This is a genomic window from Saezia sanguinis (assembly GCF_003991585.1).
In the GTDB taxonomy this organism is placed as follows: Bacteria; Pseudomonadota; Gammaproteobacteria; order Burkholderiales; family Burkholderiaceae_C; genus Saezia; species Saezia sanguinis.
On record NZ_PQSP01000005.1, the window covers coordinates 146,982 to 161,068 of the forward strand.

13 protein-coding genes are annotated in these 14,087 nt (G+C 51.4%); 8 read left to right on the plus strand and 5 right to left on the minus strand.

Features of this window, described 5'->3' with window-relative positions; all coding sequences use genetic code 11:
* The first annotated feature begins 13 nt into the window (after nucleotides 1–13).
* Nucleotides 14–1,012 carry a tRNA 2-thiocytidine(32) synthetase TtcA gene (gene ttcA / locus CUZ56_RS10150; protein ID WP_126980274.1) on the plus strand — a complete coding sequence of 333 codons (999 nt, stop codon included), beginning with the start codon at nucleotides 14–16 and terminating at the stop codon, nucleotides 1,010–1,012.
* A gap of 118 nt (nucleotides 1,013–1,130) precedes the next feature.
* Nucleotides 1,131–2,519: a bifunctional UDP-N-acetylglucosamine diphosphorylase/glucosamine-1-phosphate N-acetyltransferase GlmU gene (glmU, locus tag CUZ56_RS10155; protein WP_126980275.1), complete on the plus strand. Its 1,389-nt coding sequence runs from the start codon at nucleotides 1,131–1,133 to the stop codon at nucleotides 2,517–2,519.
* A 19-nt stretch (nucleotides 2,520–2,538) separates the two neighbouring features.
* On the opposite strand, the gene CUZ56_RS10160 is transcribed toward glmU, so the two are convergent.
* A complete protein-coding gene (locus CUZ56_RS10160) occupies nucleotides 2,539–4,929 on the minus strand; it encodes a helix-turn-helix domain-containing protein (protein ID WP_126980276.1) in 2,391 nt (796 codons plus the stop codon).
* A gap of 243 nt (nucleotides 4,930–5,172) precedes the next feature.
* Between CUZ56_RS10160 and CUZ56_RS10165 the strand changes: the two genes are divergently transcribed.
* Nucleotides 5,173–6,330, plus strand: coding sequence for a M20 aminoacylase family protein (locus CUZ56_RS10165; RefSeq protein ID WP_204250880.1), 1,158 nt, complete (start codon nucleotides 5,173–5,175; stop codon nucleotides 6,328–6,330).
* Between the two features lie 97 nt (nucleotides 6,331–6,427).
* Nucleotides 6,428–7,885 carry an MFS transporter gene (locus CUZ56_RS10170; RefSeq protein WP_239442375.1) on the plus strand — a complete coding sequence of 486 codons (1,458 nt, stop codon included), beginning with the start codon at nucleotides 6,428–6,430 and terminating at the stop codon, nucleotides 7,883–7,885.
* Nucleotides 7,886–8,125: 240 nt separating this feature from the next.
* On the opposite strand, the gene CUZ56_RS10175 is transcribed toward CUZ56_RS10170, so the two are convergent.
* Both CUZ56_RS10175 and CUZ56_RS10180 read right to left on the minus strand, forming a co-directional pair.
* Nucleotides 8,126–8,455: a hypothetical protein gene (locus CUZ56_RS10175; RefSeq protein ID WP_126980278.1), complete on the minus strand. Its 330-nt coding sequence runs from the start codon at nucleotides 8,453–8,455 to the stop codon at nucleotides 8,126–8,128.
* 216 nt (nucleotides 8,456–8,671) lie between these two features.
* Nucleotides 8,672–9,139, minus strand: coding sequence for a hypothetical protein (locus CUZ56_RS10180; RefSeq protein WP_126980279.1), 468 nt, complete (start codon nucleotides 9,137–9,139; stop codon nucleotides 8,672–8,674).
* Between the two features lie 217 nt (nucleotides 9,140–9,356).
* Between CUZ56_RS10180 and CUZ56_RS10185 the strand changes: the two genes are divergently transcribed.
* Nucleotides 9,357–9,836, plus strand: coding sequence for a DUF6530 family protein (locus tag CUZ56_RS10185; protein WP_126980280.1), 480 nt, complete (start codon nucleotides 9,357–9,359; stop codon nucleotides 9,834–9,836).
* 49 nt (nucleotides 9,837–9,885) lie between these two features.
* On the opposite strand, the gene CUZ56_RS10190 is transcribed toward CUZ56_RS10185, so the two are convergent.
* The gene (locus CUZ56_RS10190) at nucleotides 9,886–10,716 is read right to left on the minus strand and encodes an inositol monophosphatase family protein (protein ID WP_126980281.1); all 831 of its coding nucleotides are present in this window, start codon (nucleotides 10,714–10,716) and stop codon (nucleotides 9,886–9,888) included.
* A gap of 389 nt (nucleotides 10,717–11,105) precedes the next feature.
* On the opposite strand from CUZ56_RS10190, the gene CUZ56_RS10195 reads away from it, so the two are divergent.
* Together CUZ56_RS10195 and cysE are read left to right on the plus strand one after the other, a co-directional pair.
* Nucleotides 11,106–11,852, plus strand: coding sequence for an RNA methyltransferase (locus tag CUZ56_RS10195; protein WP_126980282.1), 747 nt, complete (start codon nucleotides 11,106–11,108; stop codon nucleotides 11,850–11,852).
* Nucleotides 11,853–11,896: 44 nt separating this feature from the next.
* Entirely contained in the window at nucleotides 11,897–12,655 is a 759-nt protein-coding gene (gene cysE / locus CUZ56_RS10200) for a serine O-acetyltransferase (protein ID WP_126980283.1), read from the plus strand.
* 100 nt (nucleotides 12,656–12,755) lie between these two features.
* On the opposite strand, the gene CUZ56_RS10205 is transcribed toward cysE, so the two are convergent.
* Nucleotides 12,756–12,977 carry a YdcH family protein gene (locus tag CUZ56_RS10205; protein WP_126980284.1) on the minus strand — a complete coding sequence of 74 codons (222 nt, stop codon included), beginning with the start codon at nucleotides 12,975–12,977 and terminating at the stop codon, nucleotides 12,756–12,758.
* Nucleotides 12,978–13,223: 246 nt separating this feature from the next.
* On the opposite strand from CUZ56_RS10205, the gene CUZ56_RS10210 reads away from it, so the two are divergent.
* Nucleotides 13,224–13,949 (plus strand): S24 family peptidase, encoded by a 726-nt coding sequence (locus CUZ56_RS10210; RefSeq protein WP_126980285.1) that lies wholly within the window; start codon nucleotides 13,224–13,226, stop codon nucleotides 13,947–13,949.
* The last annotated feature ends 138 nt before the right edge of the window (nucleotides 13,950–14,087 follow it).

The following is a 14,087-nucleotide window of genomic DNA, read 5'->3' on the forward strand; positions in this document are numbered from 1 at the left end:
GGTGCTGGATGTAATGAGCTCTACCGAAAATGATTCTTCTGCTGAAACGGCGCACCGGCTGGTGATGACACAGAAAGCGCGCAAAACTGAGTTTGAAAATAACAAACTGGGCAAAAGACTGTGCCGTAAAGTAACGCAGGCGATATCAGATTACAACATGATTGAGCCGGGCGATAAGGTGATGGTCTGCCTTTCTGGAGGGAAAGACAGCTTTTCGTTGCTGGATATTCTGTTGCGGTTGCAGCGCCGGGCACCGTTTGATTTTGAAATTGTGGCAGTGAACCTGGACCAGAAACAGCCGGGATTCCCGGCCCATGTGCTGCCGCAATACCTGACCCAACTTGGGGTACCGTTTCACATTGAAGACCAGGACACGTATTCGATTGTCAAACGTGTTGTGCCTGAAGGCAAAACCATGTGCAGCCTGTGCTCGCGTTTGCGCCGCGGGGTGCTGTACCGGGTGGCCGGAGAATTGGGCGCTACCAAGATTGCATTGGGGCATCACCGCGATGACATGTTGCAAACACTGTTGCTCAATATGTTTTTCGCGGCCAAGCTCAAAGGCATGCCGCCCAAGCTGGTGAGTGATGACGGTAAACACATTGTGATACGGCCTTTGGCGTATGTGGACGAGAAGTCGCTGGAGCGCTGGGCCCAAGTGCAGCAGTTCCCCATTATTCCGTGCTCGTTGTGCGGTTCGCAGGAAAACCTGCAGCGCCAGCAGATGAAGCAGATGCTGCAGGAGTGGGATAAAAAATTCCCGGGCCGGATTTACAACATGTTCAATGCGCTATCGCATGTGGTGCCGTCACACCTGATGGACCGCACGCTGTATCCGTTTGAAAACCTCAAGGCCACAGGAGTGGCCGACCCGGAGGGTGATACGGCGTTTGACCAGGAGTCTTTCCCCGGTCCGGGTGAAAACGATAACGCAGCCGATACAGGGGCGGAACTGCCTGCCGAGCAACATATTGCCGTGCATCAAATTCAGCGTGCCAAAGCCTCATCGTGACAAGGCCGTGGCTGTAGTAAACGGGTAAAATGATTCGCCAGAATATTTGACCAAGTTGTGGCGGGTACATAATTGGATCAAACTGGCCCAAAAGCGTACGCACGATCAAAGGAAAAACATGCTGGATTGTAATGTGGTCATCATGGCGGCGGGGCGCGGCACCCGCATGAAATCCGATAAACCCAAGGTATTGCATACCGTGGGCGGGATGTCGATGCTGCAACGGGTCGTGAATACGGCCGGGCTGGTGGAGCCCCGGAATATTGTGGTGGTTGTTGGTTGCGGCAGCGAGCTGGTGCAACAGTCGGTGCAGGGGAATAGCCTGCATTTTGTTTTGCAGGAGCCGCAACTGGGCACCGGGCATGCGGTACAGCAGGCATTGCCATTATTGCCCGACAGTGGTGTCACGCTGATTCTCAATGGCGATGTGCCGCTGGTGGCGGCTGATGATCTAGCTGGTCTGGTGCGAGAGTGCGCCGGCAAAAGCCTGGTGCTGCTGACAGTGGAGCTGGACGACCCGACCGGATATGGCCGCATTGTCCGCTCGGATGATGACAAGGTCGTTGGCATTGTTGAGCAAAAAGATGCTACGGCGGCACAGCAGCAGATCAAAGAAATCAATACCGGTGTGATGGCCGTACCGACACAGCATCTGAAACGCTGGCTGGTCAATCTGAAAAATGACAATGCGCAGAAAGAATATTATCTGACCGATATTGTGGCAATGGCGGTATCCGAAGAGGTTCGTGTGGACACCAGGAAGGTAGAAGACCCTGCGACGGTGGCCGGCGTGAATTCTCCGCAGCAACTGGCGGCCCTGGAGCGGGCTTTTCAAAAACGTGTTGCCGAAGACCTCATGTCTCAGGGCGTGCGGCTGGCTGATCCGGCGCGGTTGGATGTTCGGGGGGAATTGCATTGCGGACGGGATGTTGAAATTGATGTGGGGTGTGTTTTTTCTGGCAAGGTTAGGCTCGGCAACAACGTGCGTATAGGCGCCCATTGCGTGATCAGCAATGCGGTGCTTGCCGATGACGTGGAGATTCATCCTTTTACCCATATTGACGGCGGCAAGCAGGGCGTTGAAGTTGGCGCAGGCTCTCTGGTAGGGCCTTATGCGCGGCTGCGCCCGGGTGCAACGCTGGGTGAACAGGTGCATGTGGGGAACTTTGTCGAGGTGAAAAATAGCACACTGGCGCATGGTGCCAAGGCCAACCACCTGACCTATCTGGGGGACGCCACTGTAGGCGAGCAGGTGAATGTAGGTGCCGGGACGATTACCGCCAATTACGATGGCGTTAATAAATACCGCACCACCATTGGCGCGTACTCCCGTATCGGCAGTAACACGGTGCTGGTGGCACCTGTGGAGATTGGTGAGCGCAGTACGATTGCCGCTGGTAGTGCCATTACCCAGAATGCACCGGCAGATACGCTGACGCTGGCGCGGGCCCGGCAGATTTCAGTGCCCGGCTGGAAGCGGCCGGAAAAACCGGTTTCTAAAAAGTAAGCGCAGTTCTGGAAAACCGTTACACCTGGGCTGACACAGCGCGCAGCTCATAAAAGTGCAGCGCATTGATATCCATATCGGCCAGCATGATCCATTCGTCCTGCGGTAAAAACTCGTCATACACATTCAGGTGTGGAATGGTTTTGCGGTCGATGTAATCAATCATTTCAGTGCTTCTGCCGTATTTGGTCTGAAACAACTGGTACAGCCGGTATAAAGCGCCGTGCTGCTGGTCAAAGATGTACTGCTTGATCTGGTAATGCCCTGGTGAAATACCCTGAAGCAGAATTTTTTTCTTTTTCTTGAAGTTGCCAATCAGGTTTTCCTGCAGCGAAAGCGATGGGTTGAACACTGCCGTGTTGGTCAGAATCAACTGGTAGCCGAATTGCGTTTTGGTCACAATGTAATCGGTTCCATGCGCAATGACTTTGCCCTGCATCTGACGCAGAAATTTCAGAACATAAAAAACCGGGCGTTTCAGATTAAAAATGTAAAACAGGGCAATGCCGCTGACATCAATGCGCTGCGGCAATGTTTCCTGCAGGATTTCTGTGTTCAGTGATAAGGCAACGCTGCTGACCTCTGCGGGTAAATCCAGCAGCGTGTTGAAAATGAGTGCCGCCCGGAAAAAGCTGCCGTTGGTATGCCGTGTTTGCCCGGTCAGTGTGTTCCAGCGCATTAAAACCAGTGGCACATGAATATTGTGGGCGCGCAGGCATTCGGTGACAAATGCGGTTTTTTCTTTGATATGGCTGGCGCCGTTGCGGGCTTCCCTATTGGTGTTTAGGGTGTCAAAACCGATTTCCTGCCCGGGGCTGGCCTCATAGCCTATGAAATCGGTATTTTTGATCCAGCGGGTTTGGAAAATGGGAGGCACTGCGTTGTCATTGTCTTTTTCAAATGAATAAAAAACGCCAATCTGCGCTTCGGGCAAGCATGATTTAATTGCCTCGCGCACTTGCAGGTAAATGGTTTCAAATGTCTGCCGGGTGCTGTCAGAACAGTCTTCCGAATAATAGACAAACCGCCAGTTGCTCATATAAGCCTTGCCATACAAATTGATGCAGTAATGCAGGAATTTGGTGGTTTTTTCAATATACGAGCCGGGGTCTTTGGAGACGCTGTCATGATAGATCCGGACAAACAGTGAAATGTCGTGCTGTTTCAGAAATGAGATAACGATATCGGTATTGTTGTATGGAGAGTAAGTAACAGCCGGCTCATCGGTTTGAAATTCGGGCAGAATGGTGTTGCCCGAGATCAGGTGCGAAGCATCAATATAGTCAATCTGGGCTTCCTGTTTAACCATCAGAACCTGCTGCTGCACATGCTCTTTTAAAAGCTCGTTCAATTCTCCAATGGTGATGATGTATTTCAGTGCAGAGGGCTGCCTGGTTTTGGGGTGGTTGTGCAGATGAATGCGCAAATCCTCTACCGCAGAATATTCTTCCTGTATGGGCGTCACGGATGTTGTGTTGTTGATGGTGTTGCTGAGCGTGGAGATGACTTCTACCGCGTCGGCTGGCTGTGTCACGGCAGTGATGCTGGGCGTTTCTGTATGCAGCGTGTGCTTTTTGGGTGCGATTTGTTTTTGCGGGCTTTCTTTGTAATCTTTGCGGTACTGGCTGGGGGTTTTGCCATTGTGTTCTTTGAACAAGGTGATGAATTGCCTGGTGCTGGAAAAGCCGTGTTCCTGGGCAATCTGGTAAATCGGTTTGGCGCTGTTGATCAGGTCATAAGTGGCATGTTCAAAACGCAGTTGTTTGAGGTACTGGATGTAATTGGTGCCGACCTCTTTTTTGAACAGACGGGATAAGTAAGAGAATGAAACGTGCTCTTTCTTGGCAATTTTTTGCAGTGAAATGCTCTGGTTGTAGTTTTCTTCCAGGAAGGCAATTGCATGTTCAATACGCTTGCTGTAGGTGGCATTTTTTTTGGGGATGGATGCCTTTTCTTTAAAGTAGGTGGCCAGAATCAACAGCACTTCAGATAACGAGTGGTTGATTTCCAGCAGCGCCAGTTCATCGTTGCCTTTCAGATAAGAGATGAACATTTTGGCCAGCAGTACGCGGATGTTGTCAATATAAATGCTTTTGTAGCTGGTGTTCTGCTGGGGTGAGAGCGTGTACTGGTAGTAGAAGTACGATTTGTAATACTTTGCAAAAAAGTGGTTGGAGACCTCCAGCATGATGACAATGTTGTGCGCCTCGCCCCGTATTTCATAAGCGGTGTTTTTGTTGACGCACAGGACATCGTTTTCCGCTAAGTGCAGGCGGCTGTCTTCACTGACAAATTCCACATTTCCCTTGATGACATACACCAGTGTGATGCCGCTATAGCCGGTGTGCTGGAAGTGGCTGATTTCACGCGCGTACAGATCGTATTCCGATAGTTTGCTGGCAGTGGGCATGGCGACTTTCTGTATGGGTAAAGGTATAAAAACTACATCTCATTATTTGCTAATTTAGATTTAACTTAATGATAGGTATCAAAAAGTAGTCATTTATTGCATAAAACATGATCTGTTTTTGCCTTTCTGCGATTTTTATAATTTTTTAAACGCTGTAAAGAAAGGTGAAAAATGAACGAAGTTATTGATGTGATCAGGCAGGCCAAGAGTGAATCTACCGACATTCGCCCGGTAGACAAAATAATGAATGTCATCAGGCAGACAGAAAGTGAATTCACTGAAATCAGGCAAAAAATACATGCCAACCCGGAGCTGGGGTTTGAAGAAACAAGTACCAGCGAACTGGTTGCGCACAAACTGAAATCGTGGGGATATGAGGTTCACCGGGGACTGGCCAAAACCGGCGTGGTTGGCACGCTCAAGGTCGGCGAAGGCAGCAAACGGCTGGGGATTCGTGCCGATATGGATGCGTTGCCGATTGTGGAAAAAAGCGGTAAATCGTGGAGCAGTTGTGTTGAAGGAAAGTTTCACGGTTGCGGTCATGACGGCCACACCACCATGTTGTTGTGTGCAGCCAAATACCTGGCTCAGACACGGCAGTTCAGCGGCACGCTGAATCTGATTTTTCAGCCGGCAGAAGAGTTGTTGTATGGCGGGAAAGTGATGCTCGATGATGGTTTGTTTGAGCAGTTCCCGTGTGATGCTATTTTTGCCATGCATAACATGCCGGGCCTGAAAGAGGGGGAGTTCTACTTCAAGCAAGGGGCGTTCATGGCCTCTTCCGACACCATCCATATCGAGATTTCAGGGGTAGGGGCTCACGGTGCCATGCCTGAAAAAGGTGTTGATGCCACATTGGTGGCTTGCCATATCGGTGTGGCACTGCAAAGCATTGTTTCACGCAACGTGTCTCCGTTTGAACAGGCGGTTGTCACCGTGGGATGCATTCAGTCCGGTGAGGCACCCAATGTGGTCAATGGCTCGGCGCTGCTCAAACTCAGCGTCCGTGCTCTGAACAAAGATGTGCGCCAGATGATGCTCAAGCGCATTTCTGAAATTGCAACGGCTCAGGCTCAAAGTTTTGGTGCTACCGCAGTGATTAACCATATCAATGGCAGCCCTGTACTGATCAATGACCAAAAGGCCACGGAGTTTGCGGTGCAGGTTGCGCATGATCTGGTTGGCAAAGACAAAGTGCATGCCAATGCACAGCCGTTGATGGGCAGTGAGGATTTTGCTTTCATGCTGGAGGCCAATCCCAACGGGAGTTACATGCTGCTGGGCAATGGTGATACCCCAGGGTACTGCAACGTGCATAACCCGGGCTATGACTTCAATGATCGGATCATTGTGAGCGGTGCTTCCTACTGGGCCGCATTGACCGAGGCTTATCTGAAGTAACAGATCTTCACGTAGACAAACTGCAATGGTCCCAGTGGTTTTGTTGAAGGCCTGGTTCGGTTGCAGTCTTTTTCTCAGAATATGAAAAGGAAATTGTATGTCAGACAATAACAGCGGACTTATTGCTGCGGTCCCGATGCAAGCAGCGCATGTCCCATCGAGTGTGCGGGCTGTAGAAAAACCTGGAGATAAGTTTATTTTTGGGATCGTTCTGGGGGTGCTGACTTTCTGGCTGTTTGCCCAGTCCATGGTCAATGTGGCGCCCGATGTTCAGCGCAGCATTGGCATACCGATGGAATCGCTGAACCTGGCGATCAGCCTGACGGCGCTGTTTTCGGGGTGTTTCATTGTGGTTGCCGGCGGACTGGCTGACCGGTTTGGCCGCATGCGGTTTACGTATATTGGATTTGTCCTCAGTATCATTGGCAGCCTTTTCCTGATTTTTGCCAACGGTACCGGTATGCTGATTGCCGGGCGTATTATTCAGGGCTTGTCTGGTGCCTGTATCATGCCGGCGACACTGGCACTGGTGAAAACCTATTACGATGGTGCCGAGCGTCAGCGTGCATTAAGTTTCTGGTCCATCGGTTCCTGGGGTGGCTCCGGTGTGTGCTCACTGGCTGGTGGCGCGATTGCCACTTACATGGGCTGGCAGTGGATTTTCATTTTCTCCATTGTGTGTGCCGTCTTGGGTATGCTGCTGATCCGGGGCGTGCCTGAAAGCAAGGTTGAAACCACCACCAAAGGTATTAAGTTTGACAGCATGGGGCTGGTGTTTTTTGTCGTTGCCTTGATCAGTTTGAACCTGGTGATTACCAAGGGTTCCAGCTGGGGCTGGACCAGTATGGTGACGTTAGGTCTGGCTGCGCTGTGTGCTGTGACAACAGTGATTTTCTTCATTGTTGAGTTTGGCAAAAAGACTGCTGCGTTCATCGACTTTTCATTGTTCAAAAACATGCCTTACAGCGGCGCGGCTTTTTCCAACTTCATGCTGAATGCTGTAGCCGGTACGCTGCTGGTTGCCAATACCTACATTCAGGAAGGACGTGGATTCACGCCGTTTCAGACAGGTATGCTGTCCATTGGTTATTTGATTGCTGTGCTGGGCATGATTCGTGTCGGCGAAAAAGTGCTGCAAAAAATCGGCGCTAAAAAGCCGATGATTTTGGGTACGGTTGTAACCGGTGTGGGCGTGGCGTTGATGGCGCTGACGTTCCTGCCTGATACGCTGTATGTCGGTGCGGTTTTAATCGGATTCATCCTGTTTGGCCTGGGGCTGGGATTTTATGCCACGCCCTCGACAGATACGGCTATCTCCAATGCTCCGTCAGATCGGGTTGGAACGGCATCGGGCATTTATAAAATGGCCAGCTCACTGGGCGGTGCGTTTGGTGTGGCAATTTCCGCATCTGTTTACGCGGCGCTGAAAGTGGCTGGTGCTTCGGTGGCCACAGCGGCAACGGCCGGTTTGCTGGTCAATGTCGGGTTCTGTGTTCTTTCTGCGCTGGCGATTATCCTGATGGTTCCGGCCAATGCGGGAAAAACACCTAAATAAGCAGTGACAACCTGTACTGTGTTCCCCCTGTTTTCCGTTACGAAACTGCTCTTTGAATGATATGCACGGAAAACGGGGGAACAAGTCTTATCTATTTTGGGGTAAGTCTTAAGCCTTGCCGGAAATGATGAGACGGTTGATGGTTTGCATGGGTTTATATGGCCGATAAAAAATCCAGTTCCGGGAGGAACTGGATACAAACCAAGAGAGGCTATTTGATCTGAACTGGCGAGGCGTTGCTTAAAACATGACCCAGACCAGCGCACCCACAGCGATGGCATTCAGAATAATGAAAGACAGCCAGCCGCGTTTGAGGTGTTTGCCGCCATGCTTCATGAATGACAGCGCGGTGATACCGCAGGAGAGCGGCAGCCAGGCCATGGCAACCAGCATGTCATGGGAAGAAACCTCACGATAACCTGTTGCATTGGCAAGCCATGCCAGCCAGAGCGGGCAGGTGACGTATGCGAAAAAGATGGTCAGTTGAACACCGCGAATCACGACCCAGGCCAGGGCGTTGCCAAAGCCGCCTTGTGTTTTGGCTGAAGGCTGGAATGCGTTGCTGTTCATGATGAACTCCTTGTTAATTGTTTTTACACCATGCAGTTATCTGGGTGCATGGAAGTCATCATACAGAGAATAGACGGAGTTCAAGGTATTTTTTTGACGGGTATTGCAAAGTAATACTTGATGGTGCATTTAATGATGCTGTCGCAGTGAATAAATACAACATCAAGTATTTGTACATGGCATGTTTAACCTACGTGCAGTGCAAACAGCCCTTTTTTATTGCACGACATAATTTTTTTCGCTGATGACTTTACGCCATGCTTCCTGCGCTGCCTTGAGGTCAGCAGGGGATGCCGGCAGATGGATGTAGCCGGGCCAGTCAAGCAGGTCGCCGCCTTCGTTAACCTCTTCGTGGTAGACCAGCAAAGTAATGGTCTGATAGCACAAAACACCTAAAGGCACGGCTTCATGGTTCAGGGTGGATTGTGTCGGGGTGGCATTGTCCATGCAACTGACAAGCTGGGGCAGCAGCGTTTCCAGGTCGTATGCCTGTGCAATTTCATCAAGCCCCGACGGGTTGGTGTAAGCGTACATTTTTTCCTGGCTGTTCCACACATAATGGCCTGATAAAGCGGCCAACTGCGTCTGTAGAGGCGACATATTTGCGTTGATCTGACACGCTGCCAGACTCAGCAGCAACACGCCTCCTGCAAGGATGCCGAAAAACATGCTTTTGATGCGCATAGGGCCGAAACCTCCAAAAATGGTTGGGTCAAAATAACGGTTGCCTTGCAGTATACCTTTTGCCGGAATTGCAGCCGGTATTCTGGGAGATGGCTGTTTCTTTGTTTATCGCCGTACATCTGGGTGTGATGTAAATGATTCTTCCTGGGCTTTACATGTTCTCTGAATTTACATACACTAAACTAGTAATTTACTAAATTAGTAATTGAGAATTGACATGAAAATACCAACAACACTCAAGCACAAGCCGGTTATCGTTGCGCAAAATTATGAGAATGTGGATGGCAGATATGCCTACCATTCTGATGCCAAAGGGCTGTCTTTAGGACTGGCGCAATGGAATGACCGCGGAAAGGTGGATATTTCGGCCAAAGTCTGGCGCTACACGGGCGAAAAGTGGTCTCGCCAGTCTGAAGAACTGCCTTTGCACCGTGTCATAGACCTGGCGATTCTGATTTGCCGGGCCAGCGCGTACGTCAGAGAGGCGTATCGGCAGCCGAAACCTTACGATGAGGCCAACCCGGTCATTGACCGCATTGGCCTGCAGGGAGACGCCATGACCGTGGAAGCGTGTACCGATAATCCGATGCTGGCAGAGGATTTTCAGTTATTTTCACAGGCGTTAAGCAATGACGGCGAATTGCTGGGAGAGCGGTTTAAGGTGTTGGCCGATCTGCTCAAGGAAATGGGGTATTAGAGCCCAATAAAAAGGCCTCTGTAAGAGGCCTTTGGTATGCAGAAGTGCTTTAAGCTTTGTCTTCCGGTTTGGCGTATTTGGAGTATTTGCGCAACATGGTGACCATCTGCCCGTAAATTTTGGGGTTGCCAGCCAGAAGCTCACGCTGCTCCAGAAAGTTTTCGGCATCTCCGGTGAGGTTGCCCACCAGGCCTCCGGCTTCGGTAATCAATAAGGAACCGGCAGCAATATCCCATGGATTCAGGCCGATTTCAAAAAAGCCGTCCGTATAACCGGCAGCCATGTAGGCCAGGTCAAGCGCGGCCGACCCGGGGCGGCGCAGGCCGGCACAGGAGGTCATCAGGTCGGTAAACATTTTCAGGTAGGTCTGGTAGTCATCGCCTGAGCGGAACGGGAAGCCGGTGGAAATGAGCGCGTTGGAAATGTGTTTGCGTTGCGAAACCCGCATGCGTTTTTCGTTCAGATAAGCACCCCGCCCACGAGATGCATAAAACAGATCATTGCGGGTCGGGTCATAAATGACGGCCTGCTGGATGATGTTTTTATAAGCCAGTGCAATGGAGACGCAGTAAACGGGAAAGCCGTGAATGAAATTGGTGGTGCCATCCAGCGGATCGATGATCCAGACAAAATCGGATTGTTGCGCGCCATGTTCATGGCCGGATTCTTCGGCCCAGATGCCATGTTCAGGGTAAGCGGTCAGCAGTGTGCTGATAATGGCTTCTTCTGCCGCCTGGTCAACTTCCGTGACAAAGTCGTTTGACTGTTTGACGGTGACTTTCACCGCATCCAGGTCAAGCGATGCGCGGTTGATGATAGCGCCAGCGGCGCGGGCAGCCTTGACGGCCACATTAAGCATGGGATGCAGGGATGTTGACATGAAAAATTGAAGAGCCTAATAGTCAGTAATACGGAAACAGTAGAAACGGATTTTATCCTGCCTGCCTGGTTGGCGTTGGGGCCGCAATGTAATCCACGGTTTCTTTATATTAAAACAAATCTGGTCCAAGTGCTTTTTGCTACATTTCGCTGGATTGTCAAAGCCATGTGGAAGCGGCATTGCCTGGTTTGGGTCTATGCGTGTCAAGAGAACAAGTATCCGTTGCAGCGATGCTTTTGTCTGCGGTTCTATGTGCCATGGTGCCGGGATATAATCAGGGCACCTGTCCGGGTGCATGCCATGATTTCTTTGAAATAGATAGCACACCGGTTTTTGCAAAACGGTATAAAACGGAAGGCCGGGCAGGCCGTTTGAAGTATTTCCAAGTCATGAATCAGCAAGTCAGTCAAGAGCGTTTTGTTTTAATTGAGCCCAGCCATGCCGGCAATGTGGGGGCTGTGGCGCGCGCCATGAAGGTGATGGGTTTTTCGGATCTGGTGCTGGTGCGTCCGCGCGATGCCAAAGTGCTGGGACGGCAGGAAACGATTGCACGTGCCAGCGGGGCTTTGGATATTTTAAAAAATGCGCGTGTCGTCGAACATGTGGCACAAGCGCTTGACGGTATGACGTATGTCTGCGCTACCGCGATGACCCCGCGCGATTTTGGCCCCCCGGTGCAGTCACCGCGGGCTGTATTGCCTGAGCTGGCCCAGTCAGCGCATACGGTGGCGTTTCTGTTCGGGTGTGAGCGTTACGGCATGTCCAATGAAGATGTGTACCGCAGCCACATGGTGTTGAGTATTCCGACCAACCCGGATTATGGCTCGCTGAATCTGGCGGCCGCAGTGCAACTGGTCGCCTATGAATGGCGGCAGGTTCTGGGTGGTTTTGCTGTGCAGTCGCGCACGGTTGATCCGCATATAGCATCGGCGCAAACAGTGCAGGGCGTGTTGCAGCATTGGGAAGAGGCGCTGGTGTCGATTGGTTTTTTGGACCCGGCAGCGCCTAAAAAGCTGATGCCCCGACTGAACCAGATGCTCAACCGTACCGGGCTCAGGGAGGAAGAAGCGCATATTCTGCGCGGCATTGCCAGAGCCATACTACAGTCGCAGGTACACAATTGCAGCGACAATTAGCAACAGGCGGCAAGGATTAGCCATTACAACGAAAAGAGTCACTCATGTTTGCACGGCTTAGAGAAGATATCAATTGCATTTTGGAGCGTGATCCGGCTGCGCGCAGCCGATGGGAGGTGCTGACCTGCTATCCGGGGCTGCATGCAGTGATGATGCACCGCTGGGCCAACGCCTGCTGGCGGCATAATTTCAAATGGCTTGGACGCTTTATTTCACAGATGGCGCGCTGGCTGACCGGCATTGAAATTCACCCGGCGGCGCAACTGGGGCGGCGTGTTTTTATCGATCATGGCATGGGGGTTGTGATCGGTGAGACGGCTGAAGTCGGCGATGACTGCACGATTTATCAGGGTGTAACGCTGGGCGGCACCACATTGTTTCGCGGTACCAAGCGGCACCCGACGCTGGGCAAGGGGGTGATTGTGGGGGCCAATGCCATGGTGCTTGGCGGGTTCACGGTGGGAGATGGTGCCAAAATCGGTTCTGCTGCGGTGGTGGTGCGCGAGGTTCCGTCCGGGGCCACGGCTGTGGGCAACCCGGCCAGAATCATTACCCAGGAAGACGAAAAAGCGCCCAAGCAGCCGCAACAGACAGAAGAGTTCAAGGCCTATGCTGTCACGCAGGAAAAAGACCCGATCGCCGAGGCCACCGATGCTTTGGTCGGCGGGATGACAAGCCATGCGCAGCAGATTGAATTATTGTGGCAGGTGCTTGAGTGCATTGCGCGCGAGCACGATATTGAGATTCCGCAGCAGGCGCATCAAAACAAGTTTGATGCTGCACCGCTGGAAAAACTGAAATAATGCAAGTATCAAACGCCTTATGCTTTGCCGGTCGTGATGGCAAAGCATAAGCGGTCAATGGTGAGTTTTGAGTCAGTCCAATAGATGTTAACCGCCCGGTTCAGGCGGATGCGCTGTGTTTTTTGAGAATGGTCAGCATTTCATCTTTCAGGCGCAGCTTTTCTTTTTTCAGGGTCTCTACTCTCACGGAAGTATCAACTTCACGGCCAGCTTCCATATTGGAAATCTTGTGGTCGAGTTCGTTGTGTTTTTCAAACAATCTTTCGAAATAGCGGTCTGTGTTTTTAAGTTTGGATATCAGGTCACGGTACTCTGGAAACATAGCGGCTCCTTGTGCAGAATATTGAAAGAAGGCGAATGGATGCGGGAAATAGTCTTGTAGAAGACCGCAGCCATCATGAATGACCTTAATTCAATTGTAGCCGACGAGCAGGCCGCATGGGGTATTCTCAATACCATGGGGTATGAATAAATCTGGCGCTGAATTGACAGATGAAAACGCTGTGTTTTATTCTTCGGTTCAGGCAGGCATGTATGCCGCAACAATTTCTGATGGGGAGAGAGGCTCATGGAAGAATACACCAATGAACAGCAACTGCTCAACCGCATCAGAGCGGAGCTGTGTGATGGCAGTATCTCGGTGCTTGCCAGGCGGATCGGCAAAGACGTGTCTTATGTCAGCAGGTTGCTGTATCCGGTGGATAAAAAGGGACGTAAAGGTGTTGGGCTGGAAATCATGAAGGCCTGCAATAAAGCGTTTGATTTGCCACTGGGCTTTTGGGAGCAGTCTGCTGCGGAAGTGGTGTTTCAGGCGCATGCAGATGCTGCTGGCTCCATGGTTCAGATTCCCGCGATTGACAGTGTGCTGATCAGGCAGTTTCAGCCAGATTCGGTGCCGGGCATGACACTGTTGCTGGAGGGGCAGCCGGGCGTGATCAAAAGCTGGCAGGTCAGCCAGTCGTGGCTGCAACAAAATGTAAGGGGTGCTCATCCTCAGAAGCTGTGCCTTTTGACGGGTTTTGGCATGGCCATGCACCCTTTATTCCATCCGGGAGACCCTTTATTGGTTGACCAGGGTGTCACGGCGGTTGAAAAGGAGGGGGTCTATTTTTTCCATGTTGACGGGCAGGGCTACATCCGACTGTTGCAGCGTATTCCCAAGCCGGGCGGAGGATATTTTCTGCGGGCCAAGGCTAAAAACCCCGATTATGATGCCTTCGATCTGGATGAGCAAACTATGAGTTTCCAGATTCTGGGCCGGGTGTTGATGGTCTGGCGCGGTGAAGCGCTGTAGCCATGCGTTGTGAGGGGAAAATGAGGCGGTGTTTTGACCCGTGTGAGCTTTCAAGAGTTGCGCTCAGGGGTAATTTTTGGCGAAGAGATTTGAGTCTGCTATGATAGGTTCAGCCATGAAAAGCGTGTCAGGCGATTC